The 23635-nt window shown below is 71.7% G+C and carries 16 protein-coding genes and 1 pseudogene; 8 read left to right on the forward strand and 9 right to left on the reverse strand.

The genetic code is table 11. From position 1 onward, the window contains the following. Positions 1–9: 9 nt before the first annotated feature. Together AB0B35_RS29040 and AB0B35_RS29045 are read right to left on the reverse strand one after the other, a co-directional pair. A complete protein-coding gene (locus AB0B35_RS29040) occupies positions 10–384 on the reverse strand; it encodes a hypothetical protein (RefSeq protein ID WP_361051079.1) in 375 nt (124 codons plus the stop codon). Between the two features lie 402 nt (positions 385–786). Beyond that, the gene (locus tag AB0B35_RS29045) at positions 787–4089 is read right to left on the reverse strand and encodes a hypothetical protein (RefSeq protein WP_361051082.1); all 3303 of its coding nucleotides are present in this window, start codon (positions 4087–4089) and stop codon (positions 787–789) included. A gap of 423 nt (positions 4090–4512) precedes the next feature. On the opposite strand from AB0B35_RS29045, the pseudogene AB0B35_RS29050 reads away from it, so the two are divergent. Beyond that, positions 4513–4644, forward strand: a pseudogene (locus AB0B35_RS29050) (NUDIX domain-containing protein); the annotation flags it as partial. Positions 4645–4774: 130 nt separating this feature from the next. Next, a complete protein-coding gene (locus tag AB0B35_RS29055; RefSeq protein ID WP_361051288.1) occupies positions 4775–4909 on the forward strand; it encodes a hypothetical protein in 135 nt (44 codons plus the stop codon). On the opposite strand, the gene AB0B35_RS29060 is transcribed toward AB0B35_RS29055, so the two are convergent. Further along, on the reverse strand, positions 4893–5183 hold the full coding sequence (locus AB0B35_RS29060; protein ID WP_361051291.1) for a hypothetical protein: 291 nt from the start codon (positions 5181–5183) through the stop codon (positions 4893–4895). The genes AB0B35_RS29055 and AB0B35_RS29060 overlap by 17 nt on opposite strands. Positions 5184–5215: 32 nt before the next feature. Here AB0B35_RS29060 and AB0B35_RS29065 point away from each other — a divergent pair, with 32 nt between their 5' ends. The 3 genes from AB0B35_RS29065 (at position 5216) to AB0B35_RS29075 (ending at position 6886) form a co-directional block, all read left to right on the forward strand. Further along, positions 5216–5698, forward strand: a complete 483-nt coding sequence (locus tag AB0B35_RS29065; protein WP_361051084.1) for a GNAT family N-acetyltransferase — start codon at positions 5216–5218, stop codon at positions 5696–5698. A gap of 79 nt (positions 5699–5777) precedes the next feature. Further along, positions 5778–6497, forward strand: a complete 720-nt coding sequence (locus tag AB0B35_RS29070) for a hypothetical protein (protein ID WP_361051087.1) — start codon at positions 5778–5780, stop codon at positions 6495–6497. Continuing rightward, complete coding sequence (locus tag AB0B35_RS29075) at positions 6494–6886, forward strand: GntR family transcriptional regulator (RefSeq protein ID WP_361051090.1); 393 nt, start codon at positions 6494–6496, stop codon at positions 6884–6886. The genes AB0B35_RS29070 and AB0B35_RS29075 overlap by 4 nt, the downstream gene beginning before the upstream one ends. A gap of 42 nt (positions 6887–6928) precedes the next feature. On the opposite strand, the gene AB0B35_RS29080 is transcribed toward AB0B35_RS29075, so the two are convergent. The 6 genes from AB0B35_RS29080 to AB0B35_RS29105 all read right to left on the reverse strand — a co-directional run bounded on the left by AB0B35_RS29080 (position 6929) and on the right by AB0B35_RS29105 (position 12277). Beyond that, a complete protein-coding gene (locus AB0B35_RS29080) occupies positions 6929–7390 on the reverse strand; it encodes a hypothetical protein (RefSeq protein WP_361051093.1) in 462 nt (153 codons plus the stop codon). A gap of 89 nt (positions 7391–7479) precedes the next feature. Next, entirely contained in the window at positions 7480–7932 is a 453-nt protein-coding gene (locus tag AB0B35_RS29085; protein WP_360535705.1) for a hypothetical protein, read from the reverse strand. 59 nt (positions 7933–7991) lie between these two features. Continuing rightward, entirely contained in the window at positions 7992–8879 is an 888-nt protein-coding gene (locus tag AB0B35_RS29090; RefSeq protein WP_361051096.1) for a hypothetical protein, read from the reverse strand. A gap of 225 nt (positions 8880–9104) precedes the next feature. Continuing rightward, positions 9105–10244, reverse strand: coding sequence for a hypothetical protein (locus AB0B35_RS29095; RefSeq protein ID WP_361051099.1), 1140 nt, complete (start codon positions 10242–10244; stop codon positions 9105–9107). 337 nt (positions 10245–10581) lie between these two features. Further along, the gene (locus tag AB0B35_RS29100) at positions 10582–11601 is read right to left on the reverse strand and encodes a MerR family transcriptional regulator (RefSeq protein ID WP_361051102.1); all 1020 of its coding nucleotides are present in this window, start codon (positions 11599–11601) and stop codon (positions 10582–10584) included. A gap of 7 nt (positions 11602–11608) precedes the next feature. Beyond that, positions 11609–12277 carry a HEAT repeat domain-containing protein gene (locus AB0B35_RS29105; RefSeq protein WP_361051105.1) on the reverse strand — a complete coding sequence of 223 codons (669 nt, stop codon included), beginning with the start codon at positions 12275–12277 and terminating at the stop codon, positions 11609–11611. 329 nt (positions 12278–12606) lie between these two features. Here AB0B35_RS29105 and AB0B35_RS29110 point away from each other — a divergent pair, with 329 nt between their 5' ends. From AB0B35_RS29110 to AB0B35_RS29120, 3 genes are read left to right on the forward strand one after another with little or no spacing between them, the layout of a single operon-like run. After that, positions 12607–12915, forward strand: a complete 309-nt coding sequence (locus AB0B35_RS29110; protein ID WP_361051108.1) for a hypothetical protein — start codon at positions 12607–12609, stop codon at positions 12913–12915. Further along, complete coding sequence (locus tag AB0B35_RS29115; RefSeq protein ID WP_360535717.1) at positions 12900–13196, forward strand: hypothetical protein; 297 nt, start codon at positions 12900–12902, stop codon at positions 13194–13196. Before AB0B35_RS29110 ends, AB0B35_RS29115 begins: the two co-directional genes overlap by 16 nt. Before the next feature lie 45 nt (positions 13197–13241). Continuing rightward, positions 13242–23618, forward strand: coding sequence for a hypothetical protein (locus AB0B35_RS29120; RefSeq protein WP_361051111.1), 10377 nt, complete (start codon positions 13242–13244; stop codon positions 23616–23618). Positions 23619–23635 lie beyond the last annotated feature (17 nt).

Here is a 23635-nt window from a genome sequence, read left to right on the forward strand (position 1 = left end):
GGCTGACGATCAGTTGAAGGTGTTGTGCTGCGTGCTGTGGTCGCCGATGAGCAGGCCCTTGGCGTCGGGAGCGTTGATGCTGTACTTGGTCCCGGACGCACGGAGCAGGTCCAAGAGCTGCTGGGCGGCCTGTAGTGTCGGATCGTCGACACCAGCTGCGGTCAGCTGCGCGGTGAGCGCTGTCTGGCGGTCAGCGGCGGTGCCGTTGGTCTGCTCAACCAGAGCGCGGTTGGTGTCCTCGTCGGCGCCGTTGCGGTGCAGCAGCTTCACCACCAGGCCCTTGAGCGTGTCGTACGCATCGGCAATCAGTTTCGTCGCCGTACCGGCAAGCCCTGCCTTGGCGCCCTCCTCCAGGGCCGTGACGACCAGCGATACCGGGTCCATGGCTACCCCCAACGTTCATTCTTCTACGATCCTGCCTCCACACTAGAACCCTGCCCTAATAACGATGTCGGCCAAGAGGCTTCGACAGGCCCCGACCTCCACGTCGATGCCAGCGGACTCGGGGCTGGCACAACACCCAGAACAACCACTTCTACGGCCCGGTCCCGCACGTCATGTGGCCTGTGCCAGTCCGCTGTGGACACCGGCCGACGACGCGCAGCTGGGACCGTCGGTTGCAAGCCGGCGGTGTGTCCTGCCGTTGGTCGCAGTTGGCCAGTGCAGCGTCGAAGATGAACAGCGCCCATGGCAGCAACGCCTCGGCTGACTACCGGCAAGGTTGAGTGGTCGCGCTGACCGCTGGACGCGCCATGCCAGGAAACCCACGCTGGCAGGCGTTGGCGGTCACACTTCACGCGACGGAGGACGATCGCTTCGGGTGGGATCGCTACCGCGAATGGTCTCATACTCGTCGGCCACGAGGATTGCGAGGGAAGGCTCCAGCGCTGCAGCTGCCCTTGCCACGGGTGCCCACCGACCGTAGTGGACTGCTGTTGCCAAGAACCGTCGCGCGTCGGTCGGTTGACAGACTCTTGCAACGTGGCAGAGGATCGCCTGGATCGAGTAACTCGTGGAGAAGATGTCTTTGGGTTGCAGCGAAAGGGTGCGCTCGAACGCCGCTTGTGCTTCACCGCGGACCACCAGAGCCTCGATTATCTTACCGGCGACATGGATGTCCGGGTCGGCACGTGCCAGCGAGTCCGCTCGGGCGATGTCTCCTTTTGCGGTCCAGCGGGCGGCAAGCTCCGCCGTCACCGCAGTGGCGACGATACTACCCGCGGGCACCGAGGTAAGCAGCTCTTCAGCCCGCTGGTCGTCGTACTCACACAACGCAAGCATGCAGTCGATGCCGGCAAGACCATCGCTGTCGACAGTTTCCCGTGTCGCAATCGCCACGAATTTCGCAAGTTCTATTCTTCCGCCGACGACACACCGAACCGCTGCACGTGTCATCGCCCAGGTGCGCGCCTCCTTGGACTTGATTTTGCCCCAGCAGTCGGCTGCGATGTCCGGCAAGTCACCCAGCAGTGCCGTGATCGCCAGTTCGGCCAGTTGCCCATCATCCAGAAGTCCGGCGAGCTTCCTCGCGAATGCATGTAGGCCACGATGGATTGCTGCTTCGGCTACTTCGAGCGGCCCCCATTCATCGGTTTCGGCGACCTCTGCCGCTCTGCGGAGCAGGGGCAGGACCTCTTCATCGTCCGCTACGGTGGCCAATAGCGTCAGTTCCGTGACACCATAGCCACCGTCGTGGTCACTTCGTGTCCCGAGCCTCAGCATGGTCTGCGTGATGACGTCCTTCGCTCGTTGCCGGTGCCCAGTGTCGGCCAAGAGATCAACCACTTCACGGGAGAGGTCGGCCAGCCATTCGACGACGTCGGCATCGCGCGCGAGGTGAGCCGCGGCGAACGCGAACTGTTCTGCCTGAGCGGGCCGTCCGGCGGCGAAGGCCGTGGCGGCGAATCTCACGAGCAGACGCGCCCGCAGGTCACGATCATCGAAGCAGCCTGCGAACTCTTCAGCCCGTCTCGGCTCATCGCGGTGTGCCAATTCCTCGATGATGGTGCCACCGACAAGCGCCAGTGTCTCGTCGGGGAAAAGTTCGATGGCAGTGCCCGTGGAGAGCGCGGTCGCGCACATGTTCCAGGATTCCCTGTCGAAGACCGTGCCTTCGAAAGGGGCACCGAATGCCCCGAGGATACTGTCGACGCGCCCGCGATCTCCGGCGACGAGGCAGACGGCGATTGCCCCCAGGACGGTTCGCCCGCGCTGTCGCCGGTCTCTGATGCGGCTGACTACAGCTTCGGCCTTGTCCCATCTGCCAGCACGCACCCACCGGAGGGCCTGCTCGGTTGCCTCGATGTCCCTTGCGCAAACCGGCTCGCGCCAGAGGCCGACGGCTTCATGCTCGTCCGGCTCGGGTGGCAGGAGTACCCACCTGGCTGGATCGGACGCAGGCGCCTCGGAGTCGACTGTAGATGCCGAAAGAGTGTCTTGAAGTCCCGAGTCGTCTGCGGTGGCCTCGATCGCCCGGAGCCGTGAAATGAGATGCGATCTCATTTCTGCGTCGGCGATACTCCCGGCAACCTGTTCTGCTCGGCGCAACTCGCCTTTCTTCATATGGAACGTTGCCTGCAGCGCCTGGCGTTCGTCCAGTTGATATTGTTCTGGCTGAATAGACCATGGCGCCCGCAACCATTCACATATCCAGGGCTCCTGCCCCGATTCGACGGCTGTTTCGACGAATCGTGTCGCAGCGTCGCCGTACCCCGCCGAGGCGAACATGGTTTGCAGGAGCGCAGCGCCGCGTTCTGGATATCCGAGTCGCATCCACAACTCCGGGAGCCCCTCGGGCACGACAGCATTACGACCGTTCAGATGGTCACGGTGCATCGCGAGCCTGACTATCGCAGCCAGATCCAGGTCGTGGCGGGTGGCTGAAGCACTCAGGCAAATTCCGATCTCGGTTAGCGCCCCAGCGTCGCTTGCGGTGACGGCGACCATCCGATCCTGTCGCTTCCGGTCCACAGCCAGTTCGATCATGGCTGCGAGGTCGTCGTGACCGCGCAGAAGGACAAAGTAGCCGCTTAACAGATAGTCAGGAGTGGTGGTGGGCCAACTGCGTTCCCGGTATGAGTTGGCCCATGTCATCAGGCTTTCGGTGTAGCGCATGAGCCGTTCAGTGCCGAAGAACGCGGCTGCGATTTGCAGCAGTTCCTCATGTGCGAGCACGAACACATCGGGTCGGCTCGCACGAAGGAAACTGGTCCGGGACTGAAAGGTACGTCCCGCCACAGTGCCAAGCTTCTCGTCGATCTCCGAAATGCGCACTTTGGCCAGCTCGGCCAGGTCCGTCGCACTCAACCCGCCGCCTGCAGCGACGAGCAAGCCGAGCAGGTCCTGCCCGATGGTTTCACCGCGGAGGAGGCGTTTGAGTTCTCGTCGTGCGTCGGTGCGCACGATCTGCGCGACAGGTGAGACCGTCAGCTTGCGGATCGATTCCTGCTGGCGCAGCGGGTGCTCGGCCTCGACGGGGATTGGCGGGTGAGGCCGGCTGGTCACGATCACGCGTAGTCCGGCCGGCGGGTCGGCCGGCAGCAGGGCCGCAATGCTGTATGCGTCATATTCAGCGGTTACCCCGCAATCCTCGTCGAGCCCGTCCACCACGAGTACCAACCGCTTGCCCCGCTCTCGGCATGCTGTGGCGGCCTGCTCTAGCAGGTCAAGGAAATGGCTTTCGCGGGTCGCCGGTGTCAGCAAGGTCGGTACCGGCTGACCCAGCAATGCGGCCAGCTGCACTATCAGGACCTCGGCGAACGCCGCCCGGTCGTTCTGCCCGGGCATACTGGCTGTGATGAAGAAGGACACCACTTCGGTCTGCTCTGGCGAGTGCAGCACGAACCATGACATCAGTGCCGTCTTGCCGGCCCAAGCCGGACCGAACCAGCACATGTATCCGCCGTCGCCGGCGGCCAGGCAGAATTCGGTCAACTCATCGAGTTCCGCTTGCCTGCCCTCCAACGTGGGCGATGCGATCCGGCGTACTTGGTGCAGATAGGCTGATCGCGCTGGACGTGCAGACGGGTAAACATTGAACTGCCGATTGAAGTTCCCGAACATCCCACCCTGCACATGCCACGTGTCCACTTATCGATCAAACCAACTCGTGCTGTGCCAGCGGTAGTCGTCTGTCCGGGTGTTGCCATCACTGCCACGGCCCTGATGTCGTCGTCCTGACCGGTGGTCCCGGTTGTGTGCAGTGCCTGGAGCGAGACGACATCGCGCCGCGAACCATCGTGCCTGGTAGCCCGAACCGCGCGGCGTCGGCCGCTCGGGCGGCGGCCCGCACGCCATGGAAGAAGCGATCGCCGACCTTGAGGGCATCCGTGCGGCGGGCGGTGTCACCACGTGATCGCGGTCGGCCATTCATGGGGTTGTGATCTCGCTGTGTGCTAGCCGAACCGGTGTCGCGGACAGTATGAACTCCTCCGGCACCGGGTGCGCTCAGGCCTGCACCGTGTCGAGGGTGCGCCCCTGTCGACACCGACCGCTCCGCCGGTGCGGATCGCGGTGGTCCTGCTCGTCGACCCCACTGGAGCGGTCCTGCTGCAGCTTCGTGACCGCCATGCCCGGGCCGAGCCAGGGCAATGGGGTCTGGTCGGAGGACATGTCGAGGCAGGCGAGGACTACGAACAGGCTGCTCGCCGCGAACTGGCAGAGGAGACCGGACTGGTCATCGACGCGGAGTTTCAGCTCATCTGGCAGGACATGCGTCCAGACCTCGCCGAAGGCACGTCAGGCGTCGACGTGCGCGCTTACTTGGCGATGCGACGTGGTGCCGTCCGACGCCATCGTCATCGGCGAGGGCCAGGCCGCGGTGTTCGTCAAGCTCCCAGAGGTCACCCAGCTGGACCTGACCCCGACAGCTGCGGCCGTGCTGTCGCGCCTGCTCACCCGAACCGGGTGAGCAGGCGGACCGCGGTGACCGCGACGGTGCTGTATCCGATGACGACACTGCTACCGAGCGCGTTGACGACGTCCCCGACCCCGGCGAGCACCTGGGCGAGCCGGTCGGCCGGGAGCCGGGTGAGGGCGCCGGAGGTCGTCAGCTGGTCCAGCCACTCGTCGCGGGTGTAGGTGCGCTCGCCCTCGTAGCGCCACTGCTCCGGCTCGCCGAAGCCACCGGCCTGCCGGATCCCGTCGGCGGCGCGGTCCAGCAGCACCTGGTAGCCGTCCAGCACGGGCGCGCCGCCCGGCGGCAGGGTGAACGGCGATGAACCTGCGTCTGGCCCGCCTCACCGAGATCGACCCGGCCCACCTGATCGGACTGATGGGCGACCCGCGGGTCCGCCGGCACATGCCGCTCGCGGACGGCGCATTCGGCCTCGCGGAGTGCTGGGCGTTCGTGTCCGCCAAGGAGGCCCTGTGGCGCGAGCACGGCTACGGCCCGTGGGCCTTCCTCGTCGACGGCGAGTTCGCCGGCTGGGGCGGCCTGCAGCCCGAGGACGGCGACGTCGACCTGGCCCTGGTGCTGCATCCGCGGTACTGGGGCCACGGCCAGGCGATCTGCGCCCGGGTCCTGGACGAGGCGTTCGGCACGTTCGGGTTCGACGCGGTGACGATCCTGCTGCCGCCGACCCGCCGCGGCGGGCACGGTGTCACGCGGCTCGGCTTCGTCCCCGATGGACAGACCAGCATCGAAGGCCGGCGCTTCCTGCGGTTCCGGCTCCAGGCGGCCGACCGACCGCGGACCTGAGGCCGGGAACCCTCCTCTTGTATGGAGGGGTTGACACAAGTTCTACCCTTGTACCGACCCCTCGATACAAGGAGCCGCCATGCTGCTTCGCCTTGCCGGCATCGCCCTGGGCGTCGCCGTTGCCTGGCAGACCGCCGTCCACCTGCCACTGGGTCGCGGCTACGCCCTGGCCGGGCCCGCCTTCGCGGTGGTCCTGCTGCTGACCGCGCTGGCAGCCGAGCGGTTCGCTCCCCGTCCCGCTGCGACCGGGCCTCGCTCGGCCTCGTTGGCGGCGCGCCGCATCCGGGACTACCTGCCCGTCTACCCGACGTGGGTGGCAGCTCTCGGCACCGTCCTGCTCGTCGCGCTGCTCACCACCACCACCGCGGTCGGCGTCGCCGACGACCTGGGCAGGGCCGGACGAGCGATCACCAACTGGTGCAGCGGCCAGCTGCAGACCAACACGCCGTGGCCTGGCAGCTACTACTCGATCCCGATCATCGTCGCGACCGCCGCCTGCCTCGGGCTGGCCGTCGTCGCACTGCAGGCGGTCGCCCGCCGGCCGCGTTTCGACGGCGACGACGGGGCCCGCCGTCGCGCCGCCGAGGTGATCATCAGCGGGTACGGGATAGCCGTGCTGACGCCGCTGGCCGGGGTCGCCCTCGCCGCCGTCCACGGGGCCATGACCATCCGCTGCTTCGACCGGCAGCCGGGGCTGGACCTTGCCTTGACCGTGGCCTCCCTGGCCGCGGTCGGGCTGGTCGTCTTCTGGGTCTACCTCGTCTCGGTGCTGCTGTTCGGCCGCAAGGTGCGGGCATGACCCAGCTGCCCGAGATCGCGGTCGACCCCGACCTGTACACGCCGCCGTACGAGCAGATCCGCCGGCAGATCGCCGACCTCGTCGACACCGGCGCCCTGCCCACCGGCCACCGGCTGCCGCCCATCCGGCAACTCGCCGCCGACCTCGGCCTGTCCCCCGGGACCGTGGCGCGGGCATACCAGGAACTGGAGTCGGCCGGGCTGGTCCGCACCCGCCGCGCCGCCGGAACCGTCGTGGCCGGACCGGCCCGACAACCGCGCGAGGATCGCGGGGATACCTTGGCCCGCCAGTACGCCCAGGCCGCCAAGCAGCTCGGGCTCACCGTCGACGAAGCCCTCGCCGCCGTCGCCCGGCATTGGCCGGCCGCGGACGAGCGCCGGGCCGGTTGACAGGCGGCGGCGTCCGGCGTGCCGCCGCCACCTGTCGTGGGATCAGCCGCAGGACGTCGACCACTTGAAGGAGGCGATCTCGTCGTCGATGCGGGTCTGGTAGCCGCCGAGTCCCGCACCGTGGTTGAACCACCAGTTGTACAGGTTGTCCCAGTACTCGCCGGGACCGATGCACGCCCACGCGCCGGTGTGGTCGGGGTGGTAGTACAGCCGGGCGTAGTTGTTGCGTGAGGTGCCGTTCACCAGCGACGACGCCTGGTTGCGCATACCACCGGGCGTCTCCTCGAAGACGCAGTCGTCACCCCAGTTGGTGTCGGAGTTGAACCAGGCGCATTGCACGCCGTACGGGTCGGCGTACGGCCTGTCCCAGGCCCACAGGCACCCGGTGCCGTCGGCGGACGAGCACCAGGTGTGCCCGCTACCCGCCTGGGCGGCCGCGGGACTCAGCAGCAGCGACACGATGATGGCACCGGTCGCGATCAGTACATTGTAGATCTTGCGCATGTGATTCTCTCCTGAAGTCTCGTGCAACGCCGGCCGCCGTCCGCGCAGGTTGAGGGCGGCGCCCCCCTGAAGCGCCGCCCCCGGTCGGTTCAGCCGCAGGACTTCGACCACTTGAAGCCGGCGATCTCGTTGTTGATCCGCGTCTGGTAGCCGTCGAGACCCGAGCCGTGGTTGAACCACCAGTAGTAGAGGTCGTTCCAGTACTCGCCGGGACCGATGCACGCCCACGCGCCGGTGTAGCCGGGGTGGTAGTACAACCGGGCGTAGTTGTTGTTCGCGGTCACGTTCTCCAGCGACGAGGCCTGGTTGCGGAACCCGCCGGGCAGGTGCGCGTTGACGCAGTCGTCACCCCAGTTGCTGTCGGAGTTGAACCAGGAGCACTGGTAGCCGTTGGTTCTGTCCAGCTCCCAGGCGTTCAGGCAGCCCCTGCCGTCGGAGGTCTGGCAGTACGGCGTGCCGCCCGCCTGGGCGGCCACCGGGGTCAGCAGCAGTGCCATGAGCATGGCTCCGGTTGCGATCAACCCCTTGTAGAGCAGACGCATGGTTTTCTCCCTCGTGTGTGGTGCACCGCGGCCGGTCAGCCGCGGAATCCATGTGGCGGTCAGCCGGCCCGGACGATCTCGCGGGCCAGGGGCAGCGCCGCGGCCTGCAGCCGTGCCCTGGTGTCCACGGCAACCTGGTGGTCACGCGTGACGACCGCGGCGTAACGCCGGTCGAGAGACGCGACAGTCGCCGCCATGCCGGTGTCGACGGCGCAGGTCGCCTCGGCCACGGCGATCTCCACCTCACGGTCGAACGCACCGGGCGCGGTGCCGTCCGCAACCGCGGCCCGGGCGTCGTCCGGGGTGTCATACCGGAATCCACCGGCGCGCATGCAGCCGCTCCAGGCACGGACGGCGGCGGCGTACGCCGGGTCGGCCAGCACCAGACCGGCCCGAGCCCCGGCCAGTCCGTCGGTGACCCGCTTGGCCTGGTACCAGGCCCGCACATCGCCGTACAGGCGCTGCTCGGCCAGCGATACGCAGCTGGTGTCGCTGCGCTTGACCTCCATCCCGTTGGGCAGCTTCGCGACCAGGTCGCCGGCGCCGCCCGGTTTCCCGTTCAGCGCCAGCAGGAACGAGGCGCGCCGATCCTGCGACAGTCCCCGCAGGTAACGGGTGTAGGGATCGTCCGGGTCCGGCTCGTCGAAGCGGCGCTGCAGCGCACTGCCGTAGCCGTAGCGGCGGGCCCAGCCGATGTCGTCGACGACGTACGGGAACTCGCGCAGCTCCGGCACCGGGTCGCGGGGCTGCGGCCAGTACGAGAAGCCACGTTCGGCCAGGCAGCGGCCGATCAGGATCTGCTCCGCGTCATGGAGCAGATCGGCCTCGCTGCCCGGTGGCGTGGCGACTGGGCCAGGCGCGGCCGCGCCCTGCGAAGTCGCCGCGACGACCCCTGCGAGCGCGACCGCGGCGGCGGCTGACGCGATCCAACGCCACGGTTTCGACATCACAGCTCCCCGTACCCCTCGCGGTCGCCGACCCGGGACGGGGCGGCCTGCACGGGCAGCCTGCCGCCGCGACGAGGTGCGCCGGGCCGTCACCGACGCGCTCCGGACCGCTCAAGCGTCGGCGCTGGTGACAGGGTTCGGCCGGGTCGGCAGACCGGACAGGACCGGACGGAGCCGAGCGGCGAGGCGGCGATCACCGGCCGCCGGGCTGATGGGCTTCTTCGGTCAGCTCGCGGTGGTCGGCGCGGACGGTGTGCGCCATCGCCGCAGCACCGACCCGTCGGTGGAGGCGAGCTCGCCCGCGCCGCGGTGCTGGCGGGTCGGCACGAAACCGGGCACGGTGCCGGTGTGCTCGCCGGTGGCCGGGTCCCACACCTCCAGGCCGTGTGCCGCGGCCGCGTACAGCCGCCGCCCGTCGGCGAACAGTGCTCCGGTCGGACCGGCGAACGCCGTAGTCTCGCGTCCGGTGTCGGCGTCGAAGACACGCACACCGGCGAGCATGGCCTCGTCGTCGCCGCCGATGCCGGAGACCACCAGCCGCTGGTCGTCCAGCCAGCACATCGGGTTGTTCCAGTAGTAGGCCCGCTGAGCGAGCGGGTGCAGGCTCGGGCCGTCCTCGGACTCCCACACGTTGCCGTTCAGCCACCGATGGACGTCCCAGACGTGGGGTACGCCGACCGGGTGCCACACCCAGCCGTCGTCGAGCACGTGGCGTCCCGTCGGGGACAGGTACAGGGCGCCGTGGAAGTAGTCGAGGTAGTTTCCGGGTCGCGGCTGGCCATGGGTGTAGGAGGTCGGTTGCCGGGACGTGAGAAGTTCGCCGGTGGCGGCGTCGGAGACGTCGAGCCGGTTCCACGCCGTTCGGTGCATCACCAGAGTGCGGCCGCGATATTCGAACATCGCCGCCGAGAACGGGACGGTGTCCGGCCGCTCGTCGCCGCCGTCCAGGACCAGCGTCACCGCACCTGAGCGCAGGTCGAGCACCTGCCCGTGGTGGCCGAAGTCGTTGACCACGGCGGCGAACCGGCCGCCGGCGCCGGCGTGCAGCCGTCGACGCAGCTCGTGTCCCGCCCATGGATCATGGTCCGGCTCGGCGGGCACGGACGAGGCGGCCAGCACCGTCCAGTCGCCGCTGTCCGCGTCGAACCTGCCGATCCGCCCGTCGCGGTCCAGCAGCAGCCATGTCGAGCCACCACCGTCCACCGGGGCGAAGTCGACGACGTCGACCGGCAGCGGTGTGTCCCGCACCGTGGAGTCGCACGGCTCGGGACGTCGGCCGATGCCCGGTGTGCCCTGCCAGCCGATGATGCTCCAGTCGGCCTCGCATCGGGCCGTGCAGCCTTCGCACGCGGCCAGAAGGTCCACCGGTTCGCCCTGATCAGCACCTTTGGCGCAGTCCCGGCAGCACATGTCGTATTCGATCCCGCGGCCGGTCAGCAACCGGACATGGCCGTGACGTTCGGCGTCGGCCAGTAGATGCCGGCACATCCGACCGGTTCCGGCGTGGGCGGCGTGACCGCAGGGCAACAGATCCACGACGGCATCGTGCGGACTTCGATACCACGGCGGCAACCCTGTTTCGCCGCTGGTGACAGCGGCGGGACTCGTCGGCCGTGGCCGAGGAACGGGCGTGTCGTCACTGCGAAACGTCCGGCCCGCAGCGCGGTCGTGGCTGCTGGTCACCCGTGAACCACGCCGCTGATCAGCGTCGGTGCTCGTCGCCGGCGTCGCGCAACCGGATGATGTACGCCGCGGTCAGCGCGACGCCGCGGTCCTCGTCCTGGGCCAGCGCGGCGAGGGCGCGGGAGGCGGTGTCGCCCGGGATGTCCGCGAGCGCCTGGGTCAGCCGCCGGCGCGCGGACGAGTCCGCGGCTGCGGAGTCGAGGTGGGCGACGAGTCCGGCGGCGATCCGGTCCGCGCAGGCAGGGTCGCGTGCCACGACGCCCAGGGCGTCGGCCGCCTCGACGTCGTTGACCTCCGCCACGACCATGTCGATGAGCGTCGGGATCGTGTCGGCCACGCCGTGCGGACCGAGGGCCAGGGCGGCGCGCCTGCGGACCACGATGTCGGCGTTGGTGAGCGCTTCGTGCAGCAGTGTGTGGGCCGGTTCGGTGCCGATGGCGACGATGGCGTGCACGGCACGCTCGCGCACCTCGGCTTGCGGCGCTTGCAGGCCCGGTGCCAGCAGTGCCAGCCCGTCGTCACCCGAACGTGCCAGAGCCCAGCGCAGGGCTCCGGCGACGTTCGGGTCGGCCTCGCTCAGCACCGCCTCGACCAGCGCCTCGACCGGTGTGCGGTCCGCCGGTGCCGTCGACAGCGCGGCGCGCTGGCGCCTGCCGGCGCTGTCGGAGCCCAGCGCCTGCAGCAGCGCGACGATCTGCAGGACGTCCGCCCAGTCGCCGGGTTCCGCCGCGCCGATCCGGCGCAGCCGGGTGAGCAGCTCCGTCTCGGTGGCGATGCGCTCGACGGTCTGGCCGATGAGGTCGTCGACCAGGCTCGAGGGCGTGAAGTCGGGGTCGTCGAGGGCTCGCCCGACCTCACGCAGCGACAGTCCGAGCGAGCGCAGGCTCTCGATGTGGAAGATCCGCCGGATGTCGTCGTCGGAGTACTCCCGGTAGCCGGTGCCGCTGCGCCCGGTCGGCCGGACGAGGCCGAGCGAGTCGTAGTGGCGGAGCATGCGGGCGCTGACCCCGGACCTGCGGGCCACCTCACCGATCAGCATCGGGCGATCATCCTTCCTCGGCGGCCCTGCCGAGGGCCGCGACACGTTTGGCCTGCTCGACCGCGAGCTGGAAGCCGGCGTCCGGGTCGAGCCAGAGCCGGTGCGTGGCCAACGCGTGCTCGCGTACGGCAGGGTCGCAGTGCTCGGCCACGGCGTGCAGGATCGGCGTGATCACCTCACCGAGCGCGATCAGCGCCCGGCTGAGGCTCAGCTGCGTCTCCCGCCCGCCGCGCCCGAGTTGCGTGGCCAGGACGGCTGCCAACTCGGATTGTGCCTCCTCGGGCGCCAGCACGACGGCTGCCCGCCAGGCGGCCTGCGCGACCGTGTCGTCGGGGTCGGTCAGCAGCGCCTGGGTGATCGCCGGCCACGCCTGCCGGTCTCCGATCTTGGACAGCGTGTGCAGGGCCTGGCTACGCGCCTGCGGCAGCTCGGAGCGCAGCTCGCCGACCAGGTCCGGGACCGTCGTCGACGACGGTTGGCGGGTCAGCGCCCAGGTGAGCATCTCGCGTACGTAGAACTCGGGTTCGACGGCGCACCGCTCGACGAGCGCCGCGACGGTCCGCGGGTCCGGGGTCGTGCCGACGACCAGCGCCGCGCGCAGCCGGACCGAAGGGTCACGGTGTTCCAGGGCCCTGAGCGCCTGTGTCATGGTCTTGTCCTGCTCCTGCGTGGTCATGGGTGCCACCTCCAACACCGCAGTCAAGACCTTGTCACCGTGTCAAGGTCAAGCGAGTGCGCGAGGTGAGCGAGGCCGGGAGGACCGGGCCGGAGCCGTCCGCCACCCCGGGGGCCCTTACACATATCGCCTCGTCAGGGGGCTGGATGAGTTCCCAGGCCCACGTTCGGCGGTGCGTGACCGGCGCGGTACGCCGGGTGTCTTTGGGCCTTAGCCGAACCGGTCGACCTGGCTACCTTCAGCTTCGAAGCGGTCGGTCAGGCGGCGCTGCCCAAGGTGATCGGCCATTGCGACGCCGGACGCTTCAGCCGACCAGGGGGTGCAGGGAGATGACACAGGCGCAGTCGCAGGCTGACCAGGACGCTTTCGAGGTGTCGCACCGGCTGCTGCTGGTGGCGCAGCTGGTGCAGGACGCGCACGCCGCGCTGCGGTCGGGCCTGGCCACGGCCGACGGCTGCTGGGGCGGCTCCGACGAGATCGCCGCGTGGTCGGCGCACGGTTACGCCCCGGCCTGCGACTCGGTCCTCAACGGCGCCGAACAGGTCTCGGCGGCGCTGTCCGGGCTCTGCGACCGAGCCGGCCGGATCGCCGCCGGCGCTGTGACCCGGACGGAGGACGACCGATGGCCCAGCAGCTGACGGTCGACGGGAACACCGTGGACGGCGTCGGGCACCGCCTGCTCATGGCGGCAGGCCAGGTCGACCGTTACCGGCAGGACCTGGAGCGCGGGCTGGGCACGACGCCGAACGCGTGGGGCCGCGACGACGAGTTCGCGCGCAAGTTCGTCGCGGAGTACCGGCCCGGCCACGACGAGGTGCTCGAAGGGACGAAGAACCTCGCCCGGCTCCTGAACGACATGGGTGAGCACGTACGGACGACCCACAGATCGTTCGGCTCGGTCGAGCACCACAACACATGATCGCGGCGTCACATGATCGCAGCGTCGCCGGGCCGGGTGTGACCCATGGGCATGCACGTGCCGGAATGGGTGAGCAGGTTCTTCCTCGTCGTCACCGGTGAGTCCTGGCCGCAGGCCGACGAGGACCAGCTCTGGGAGATCGCCCAGGCGTGGGCGACGTTCGAGACCAACATGGCCGCCATCGAGACCGAGCTGGCCGAACTCACCCGGGTGGTGCAGAGCGGCGGCTGGGAGGGCGACGCCGCCGTGGCCGTACGCGGCCGGCTGGCCGAACTCGTCGACGGCGGGAGCCTGCGCGAGCTGGTCGGGGCGGCGGGCAAACTGTCGCGGTTCGCCGACGGCGCGGGCACCAACGTGGAGTACACGAAGGCGTCGATCATCGGCCAGCTGTTCATCCTGACCGTGCAGATCGTCATGCTGCTGCCGTGGGTGTCGTTCCCGCCGACGTCGGCGTGGGCGTCCGGCTGGATCTCCGCTTTGATCACCTTCGGGCGCTACATGTCGGCCACGTTCTTCCGGCGGCTGATCACGTCGATCCTGTTCGGCATCGTGCTGCAGGTCGGCCTGGACGTGGCGATCCAGTTCACCCAGCTGTTCATCACCGGCACCCGCGACAAGTGGGACACCAAGCGCACCGGCGGCGCGGCCCTGGCCGGAGCGGTGGGCGGCGTGCTCGGACCGATCCTGTCCAGCGGCTTCGGCAGGATCTTCGGGCAGAAGTTCGTCACCTCGATCGTGGGATTCGCCGGCATCGGCGCGCTGCACGAGTGGAGCACCGAGGCGCTGGCCGACCTGATCCTCACCGGGCGGCGCGAGCAGAACGAGGACGAGTGGGCCTCCGCGTCGGCCGGTGCGGTCGAGGGCGTACTGGACTGGATCGGTCACCGCAACGGCCGCAACTCCGCCGGCGCGGACCTCGACAGCGGCGTCGGTGACCTCGACATCCCAGGTCTGGACGGCAACCCCTTCGATTTCGACCCCGGCCCCGACCGGTTCACGGGCCCGGCGCTCGCCGACGGCGACTTCACGTTCATCGGGATCTTCCCCGACCCGAAGACGTTCATCGGCAACATCACCTTCACCGGCACGCTGAACCCGCCGGGCGCACCGCCGCAGAAGACGACGTTCACGGGCTCGGGGGCGTTCCAGGGCAACTTCGACGGGGCTTTCGACAGGTCGCGGCTCGGCACCCGCAACGACACGATCGTGGGCGAGGTCAGGGGCAGCGGCCGCCTCGACGGGGACTTCCACCTGTCGGGCTCCTTCAGCCCGGTGCCCGGCACTGTCGGCGAGAGCACGTCGCCGCAGACCCGGCCGGGGTCGGCCGCCGCTGCCCCGCCCGCCTCCGCGCCGCGGCCCGGCTCCGCACCGGCCTCACCGCCGACCAGCGGCCTCACCGTCACCAGCCCGCCCACGCCACCTGCATCCACCGCGCCACCCACCTCCACCGCGCCACCCACGTCCACCGCGCCGCACGGGTCCACCGCGGCTTCCGGATCTACCGCAACGACGGGGTCGTCGGCACCGTCTGGGACCACCGCGCCGGCATCCCCGGGCACATCACCGTCACCGACGGCACCGGCGACGGACACGACCCCGGTTCACCCGCCGGTCAGCGGCACCGAACCCGGCTCGTTCGCGCCGGTCACCGCCATGTCCGACGGCCCGGCACCACCCGCCGAGACGTCGTCGGAGGGCGCGCCCGTGCCACACACCGCGGCGCAGACCGGCAGCCAGGCGGACACCGACAGCACACCACCGACCGGCTCGGGCACCGCCGCGATCACCCCGGCCCCCATCTCGGCGACCCCGCCGGCCGCGCCGGCCGACACGTTCACCGCCGCCCCGACCGTGCTCGCTCCAGGTGCGGGCGGCCTGCTCGGCAGGGGTGGGCCGGCACCCCGGCCCGGTGCCGCCCGCGACGGCAAGCCCGCCGACGGCGAGCGCACCGTCGTCGTACGCGACCGGACCGTGCCGGCCGACGGCTGGCACACGGTGCCCGGCGGCTTCGCCCACCCGGCCGAGCGTGTCCTGGTCACCACCGACGGCAGGTGGAGCCCGCTGCCGCCGTCGGCGCCGACCCCGGGCAGCCCGGACGCCTCCCTGGTGCGCGCCGACCTGTTCGGGCTCTACTTCGCCACCGGCGACACCGGCGTGCTGCACGTGCCGCTGCGCGCGGACCAGACGACGGCCCTCGCCGAGGGCGGCCGCACCGCGGCGACCGCCCCCGCGACGGCCGCCGACGGCACCGCCGCCCTGGACGCCGACGCCGCGAACGCCGCCGTGGGCACGGACGCGATCGTCGACGGGACGGCGCTGACCGTGCAGACGGCCACCGCGCTGGCCGCGCTCGCGGTGATCGAGGACGGCAAGGTGCTGTTCCCCGGGCCGTACGGCGGCGCCGACGTGAACGCCGCACGGTGGGTGCCGTCGGGCAGGGGTTCGACCCGGGTGCTGGTGCATGCCCAGGGCGGCCTGGTCCGCGTCGGTGACAGCCTGCTGACGCCGCAGCAGTTCGCCCAGGTGCTGTCGGCGCTGCCACCGGGCACGCTGGGCACCGCGATCGAGCTGATCAGCTGCAACACCACGCCCACCGCCGGGACCTTCGCCGGGGCGCTGGCCGTGGCGCTGGACCGCCCGGTGGTGGGGGCGACCACTCCCGTGTGGACCGCCGTCGGTCCCGGCGCGCCCTCGTGGTCGCGGGCGATCGCCGCGACCGTGGACCCGTCCGGCCGGCTGCGGCCCCGGCTGGGTCCGGGCGGCGCGCCCGACGGCCGTTTCGTGCGCCACACGCCGGACGGCTCGGGCGGTGTGCGCATGGAGGACCTCGGCGGGACCCTCGACCCGGCCACCGCGGACTCGATCGACGTGACCGACGACGCCGCGGTCCTGCCCCCGGAGTCCACCCCGCACGCCGTCCCGCAGCCTGCCGGTGCGGTGAGCTGGCACCGGTGGGTCTCCCCCGTGGGCACGTTCGGGCCCGCGCAGAACACCCCGGTGCTGCTGCGGGTGCCGGGCATCATCGGCGGGCAGAACGTGCCGATCCACGACGTCGTCGACCCCCGCGGTGCCCTGCGCGCGCACATCGCCGCCCAGCTGACCGCCCTGGCGCCACGGGGCTGGGACCAGCAGCAGCTCACCGACGCCGTCGACGCCCAGCTGCCGGACACCGTGCTCACCGAACGCGGCAGGTCGCTGTTCGACGGCTCGGGGTTGCGCGTCACCCTGGGCACGGGCCGCGACGCGATCGAGGTGCGCCTGACCGCGGTGGCGGGCGCGCAGTCTCGCTCGGCTCCCCTGCTGGGGTCGGACGCCTCGGCGGCGCAGGTGTCGGCGGGCAACAGTCCCGACCGGCGTACGCCGCAGCGCACCGCCGTCGACAACACCCGCAGCGAGAGCAGCGCGGGCAGCCTCACCGCCGCGGTCGGCTACTCGGCGGTGGGCATGTCCGACGCGCCGATCCCGGCCGTGCGGGTGGTCCCGCTGGGCTCGGTGTCGGTGCAGGGCACCAGCACCACCATGCTGAGCCAGTCCGCGCAGACGCGGCTGCGCACCAATGAGGAGATCACCGCACCGGCCGCCGGCACCGCAGCGGCCCAGGCGCAGGCGTGGCAGACCACGGCGGCGGTGACCGTGGAGGTCACCCGGCGCGGACATGCCGCCCAGGCGCTGCCCGGCGGCGGGAGCCTGCAGGTGACGGTGTCCGCGCTGAACGCGATGACCGCCCTGACCGCGGTGCCCGCAGCGGGCAACCGGCAGCCGCAGTCGCCGCAGCGGGGCTGGACGCTGCCACCCAACGCGGTGCTGGAGACCACGTCGGTGCCCGGCGACCTGTTCGACGCCCTCGTCAACCACGGCCAGATCCCACCGGGTTTCCGCAAACCCGGCAGCGACCACCGCGCCGCCCTGGCCGACCTGGCCAGGGCGGACACCCTGGGCCTGAACCGCCACGGGCTGGTCGTGCCGCCTGGTCAGCCCGCACCCGCCAACGGGACCGCCAACGCGGGCCTGTCCACGGACAAGATCACGTCACGGCGCGGCGAGGACACCCCGGCCTGGCAACGGCCGTTCACGGCCACCCAGCGCGGTTACACGACGCTCACCGCCGTGGCCGGCACCCCCGTGCTCATGGTCAACCCGCTGACCCTGCCCGGACGTGCCGAGTCCGCGATCCGGGCCGGCGCCTCCGGCAGCAGCTCCACCAGCCACGAAACCACGCTGCGGCTGCAGGGAACCGCCGGGGTGGGCGTGGCATTCGGAGAGGACGTGCAGGACCCGCTCAACTACGGCACCTTCGCCGCGTCGGGCGTATTCGGCGTGGAACGCGGCTCGGGCAGCAGCAGCTCGACGGAGTTCTCGACGCAGATCGAGGCCAAGAGCAAAGTCACCGGCGACATGCTGCTCTACCGGGTGCCGCTGACGGTGTACGCCCACGACCACGTCGGCCGCACCGCATCGCCGGCCCGGCAGATCGGCACCGGTCCGGCACACGTCTACCTGTGGGTGACGCCGCTGGACGCCCACCGCCTGGGCTACCCGGGCGCACCCGCGCCCACACCCGTACCGGCGCAGGCCACCGCACCCGCCTCGCCGCTGCCCCCGGCGATCGGCGCCTGGCAGCCGATGGCGCTGCCCGACGTCCGCGAGATCCGCACCACCGCCGACAACGGCACCCGGCTGTGGGACCGGGTCGTCGGCACCGTCAACGCCGTCGACCCCGACCTGCTGCCACGCCCCGGCGTCACCCCCGACCGGGCGCGGCTGCGCAACCTGCAGGCGCTGCAGAACGCCGTCACCCAGTCCCACCTGCGCGGCAACTGGCGAACCCTGCTCGAATCCGGGATCCGGGTATCGCTGGAGCGGCCCTCCGACCTCACCCACGACACCATGCGCGCCTCGCAGTACGTCTCCATCGTGATCAGCGCCGAACTCAGCTCACCGCTCACCGCCGACGACGCCCACATCACCGGCACGCAGATCGAGGAGACGACCCGGGCCGCCCAGGCGCACACCGACGGACGCTCGGTCAGCCTCGGCGCACGCGCCGGCGCGCAGGCCCAACTGGGCATGAGCACCGGCAAGGCGAGCACCGCCGCCAGCAAGGTCCGGTCGTTCTTCATCCGGTTCGGCGCGGTCATGTCCTGGCGGCACCAGCGGTCGCTGTCCGGCGGCACCGCCCCCGCCACCGGCCACCTGACCAAGGTCGACCGGGCGCTGCGCGCGCACACCGCCGACCTGGCCTTCTCCGTCCGCGCCGAGTACGCCGACCGCCCGCGCACCCTCAACGCCCCGGCCAACCCCGTACCCGGCAGGTTCCACCAGGTCACCCTGCCCGGCCCGGCGCTGACCGTGGCAGGCGGATTCCGGGCCGGGCTGCCGGAGTTCGACCAGGTGCACCAGCTCGCGGCACCCGGCGGCCCGCCCCGGGTGGAGATCGTCGACACCGCGGCCGCACCCCAGGCCGCGCCCGTCCACATCGAAGGGCCGCACCAGTTCCTCGACGCGCACATCGCCGACGACGCCCTGTTCACCGCCGCGGACATCGCGCTGGGCGAGGCGATCACCCGCGAACAGCCAGGTCCCGGCCCCCGCTCGGTGCGCGGGCGCGTCGGTCGGCTGTGGAGCGGATGGCGCAGCACCGCGGGCGTGGCGTCCACGAGCGGGCAGACCTACACCTACCAGTCCACTCCGGTGACCGAGCCTGGCTCGCCCGCCGAGATGGCCGTACGCAACCGGCTCACCCCCGACGCGATCCGCTCCGCGCTCGACGTGTACGAGCGCGGCGGCGGCCCCGCGACGGTGCTGCGCGGCGGCACGTTCACCGACATCGTCGGCGACCTCACCATGACCGTGCAGCTGGCCAACCCCCGGCGCGCGATGACCGCCAACACCGGCTACAGCATCTACGACTCCGCGGAGGTCACCGACAAGACCGAATCGGGCCGCCGCAAGGAGAGCGGTCTGGACATCACGGCCGCCGTACAGATCAACAGCGAGGCGGCCCCGTCGAGCACCACCGACCCCCGCGGCGTGCACCGGGTCACCGCCCTGCCGCAGGTCGGGCACAGCTCCCGCACCGGCGAGCGCACCGAGGCCGAGAACGTGCACGGCATCGCCCGCCGCGAAGTCGTGGAGAACCAGGTCAGCACCGCGATGCTCGCCGACCTGGTCGTCACGTTCACCGGCGGGCTGTCCGCGCGCAACGTCATCGCGTCGTCGCACACGCCGGACGTGACCGTGCGCGTCACCGCGCCGGACTCGCTGCTGTTCCTGGTCACCGAGACCGAAGCGGCCAGGCTCATCGCGGTCGCCAACCAGCAGCCCGCACCGGCCGCGCCCGCGGCGGCGCCGGCCGCGACCCGGATGCCGCCGTTCCTCTCCCGCATGCTGGGGCTGGGTGTCGTACACCGGGCGGTGCCGCCGCACGATCCGGTGCCCCCACCCGCCAACGCCCCCGCCGGCACCCCGCCGCAGCCGTCGCTGCGCGACCGGTTCGCCGACTCGCTGCCGCAGGCCGTGCCAGCGCGCATCCGCGGACGGGCCGCCGACATGGCCGCCGACCTGATCACCCTGCACCGGCTCAAACCGACCGTCGACGGCCTCTACGACGGTGGGGTGTCCGACACGTTCACCATCGACGGCGTGCTGTACCGCGACGAGGTCAAGGTCGTGGTCGAGGCGGCCGCGAGCAACCACCGCGCGGCCGCGGCGCAGGTCCCGGCCGCGCTGCGCGCGTCGCTGTTCAGTTCGGCGGCCACCGGGACCAAATGGCAGCGGTTCCGCCAGCGGGTGATGGGCCTGAGCGTTCCCGCGATCTACGGCGGCGGCTCCCGGCTCACCACCGGCGAAGGCGCCGGCACCGGCCTGCAGTCGGTGCCGCTGGGCCTCACCGCGGCGGTCAACAAGGTGCGCCACTGGTCACGGCTGAAGGCCGCCAGCCGCAACACGTCCGGCTACGTGGAGAAGTCCGGCCCGCTGACCGGCGTCGACGCCGACCACACGTACACCGTGACCGTCACCCGCCAGCGCGTGTCCACGAAACTCGGCGTGGCCACGGTCGCGGTCGGCGCCGCCACCCACTTCCTCGACGGCGTACGCCGCCAGGTCTGGCCGGGCACCCCGGTCGTGCAGCACAACGCGGTCACCCTCGCGGTGCCGGTCACCTCGACCGACCGCCCGGCGGGCCTGGACACCAAGCTCAACGGCATCGGCCAGACCGCACCCGCCCGCGACACCCCGCCCGCGGTCACGCACACCCCCGGCGGGGACGGCGCCACACCGGCCTGGAGCCTGCCACCCGGCACCTCGTACTCGCTGGAAGGCGTGGTCGCGGGCGCGGCGTTGCGCGACGCGATCACCCGCGCGTTCACCCCGGCCGGGGCGAGCACGCCGCGGCTGCTGACCGACTACGTCACCGACCTCGTGCTCGACCGGATCACCGGCGGCGAGACGATGCTGCCGCGGGTGCAGACGATGCTCGACGGCGAACTGCGTTCGGGCGACCTGTTCGACGACTCCGGGCTCGTCGTCCGGCTCGGCGGCTTCAAAGTCACCGCCCGGCTGCACGGCAGACCACTGCTGCTGTCCCAGAGCACCACGGTGGAGCAGGAGGCCCAGCACGAGGTCGGCGAGATCGAACGCGAGTCCGGATCGTCGGGCGTCGACGTCAACGCCGGCGCCGCGGGCGTACGCTCCGGAGCGGTCGTCGGGGCCCAGCCGGACACCGATGCCGCCCGCCGGGCGTTCGACTGGAAGCCGAACGAGCTGCTGGCCGACATCGCGCCCGGTTCCGGCGGCCGCGACAGCGCCTCGTCCGGCGACGGCCTCAGCGGCGGCACGAAGATCAAACAGAAGAACTGGTCCGGGGTGTACGGCGTCGGCCTGGCCCTGTACGTCGAACCCGACCACACCGACGGCCGTCTGCCCCTGGTCGAGGGACAGCTGCCGGTGACACCGGCGTCGGTGGTCGTCGACTGGGGCGCCCAGCTGCGCCTGTGGGCCGGCGACGTGAACGCGATGGGCATGTTCGGCTGGCGCGAACGCCTCGACGATCCCGCGGACCTCACCGGCGTCGCCGTCGCCCCCGGCACCCACCTGGCGGTCGTGAACGGGCAACTGCACCTGGCACCGGGCGCCGGGCCACCGGTCGGCGACATCACCGACCTGCCCTCGGACTCCGGCGCGGTCCTGGTCGTCGACGCCGGGGTGACCGACGCGCAGGCCGCCGCGTTCGTCACCGCGCTGCCGCCCACCGCGCGGCCGCCGGCGATCCGCGCGGACGGCCATACCCCCGCGCAGGCGGCGACCCTGGCGACCGCGACCGGCGTGCCGGTCGTCGTGGCCAACGGCGCGCGGGCTCTCGCCCCGAACACGGGCGTGACCGTCCGGCCCGGAACCGACCTGGCGCGCGACCCCGGCTGGCCGGCCGTCGTCGAGGAGATCCGCCACACGCCCCACCGGAACGGCCCGGTCACGACGACTCCAGCCGGCGTGCGCCCGGTCGGCACGTGGGCGCTGCCCGGCCACGGCCTCCTCCCGGTGCCGGACAGCCCCGGGGTGTTCACCCTGGCCGCGCACCCGGGTGTCCGGGTCGAGGCGACCGCCTCCGGGCTGTGGATCCGCGACGCCGCCGACCCCGCCGCCGCGGACACCCGCACCGCGCACGACGCCCCGGCCGTGCCCGCCGGACCGGTGCTGCGGGTGCAGGCCGACACCCAGGCCCTGCGTGACGCCGCTAACCATGTGCTGGCCCACCTGGACCCGGACCTGGCCCGGCAGGCGATGGTCCACCGGCCCCACCCCCCGGCAGGCACCGACCCGCTCGTCCCCGCCGCGGCCTGGACCGACCGCGACCACCTCGACGCCCGCCACCGCGCCGCCGCCGACCTCGACCACCCCGAAACGACCAGCGGGCGGACACCCCGACAGACCGCCACCGCCGCCGCCGCGGCAGCCGCGGCCGTACGCGACTGGCTCACCCCACCGGCATCCGCCCAGCCCACACCGCGCGCCGTCGCCGACACCGCGATCGCGGCCTACAACACCGAGCTGCGCCGCCGCCGCCAGGACTGGGACACCGCCGTCGCCGCCCTGGCGCCGCAGCCCACCCCGGCCCAGCTCCAGGCCGTCCGCGACGCCGCGGCACGACTCGATCCCGGCCAGCCCGCCAACGCCCCCCTGCGCCGGCTTCGAGACACCGCCCAGGCGGCCGTCGACGCCCTCGCCGCACTACGCGACACGGCCCGGCAGCACAGCCGTACCCTGGCCGGCCACCAGCACACCATCGTCCGCGTCCAGCCCGCCCTGGCCGCATACCAGCAGGCCGCCACCGCCGCGGTCAGTTCGGTCACCCGTGTGGTCAACACCGGCCTCCCACCCGGCACCCGCCCGCCGCAACGCGCCACCGACCTGATCACCGAGGCCACCGCCGCGCAGACCGAAGCCGACGGATTCGCGGCGACCGGCACCGACCTGGCCCGCCAGCGCCGCGCCGCCGACGCCGCCGCGCTCGACCACGACAACGCCTACACTGCGGCCACCAACGCCCTGGCAGCCGCCGCTCCCGTCGACGCCGCCGCACTGCTGACCGCCCACGCCAATCTGCTCGGCGTCGCCGACACCGCCAGCCGCGACGCCTACCGGCGCACCCAGGACGACCTCGACACGGCGACCACCCGCCGTGACGAACTCGACGGCGCACGGACCGCCCAGCAGGGCATCGTCAGCCAGGCCATGGCCGCCTGGACAGGTCAGGTAACCGCGTTCACCACCGCCGCACCGGGCCACGACACCGCCCGCACCGAAGTCGGCACCTCGCTGCAGGGGCTGCGCGATCGCATCCGCGACTACGACGCCGCGAACCTGGGCGGCTCCCGGCTCAGCGCCGCCGGCACCACCACCACGCGCCTCAACGAGGTCGCCGACCAGCTCGCCGGCCGCCTGACCGGCTGGGACACCGCCCGGCAGCAGCTGCACGACACCCTCACCTCCCCGGTCCTCGACGTCGACGCCGTCAACACCGCGCTCGACGCCGTGGCCGACGCACGCAGACACGTCGAGACGGCGGCAGGCGCACTCACCCCGGCCGTACGCGCCGTGCCCGGTTGGACCGGGCAGATGCCAGGCACCATCGTCCAGCGCAATCGGGCCGTCCTCGCCCTGAGCGGGGCCGCCGAGTCGCTCGACCGGCAGGCGCGAGCGCTGGTCGGCGCGCTGCCCGCCCCGGCGCTCACCACCACGCTGGGCACCCTCGATCAGGCCCGCCGCACCCTCGCCGAACTCACCCGCCGGCTCGAACAGGCGCAACGCGAGTTCACCGGCGCCGCCGGACGCCACCGCGACGACCGTCGCCGCGCGGCACTGACCGCCTGGCAGCGGGCCCTGACCGACCTGGACCGGCTACTGGCCGCACTGGCCCGCTGAGCACCGAACGGAGACAG

The organism is Catellatospora sp. NPDC049133, assembly GCF_040648455.1.
Lineage (GTDB): Bacteria > Actinomycetota > Actinomycetes > Mycobacteriales > Micromonosporaceae > Catellatospora > Catellatospora aurea.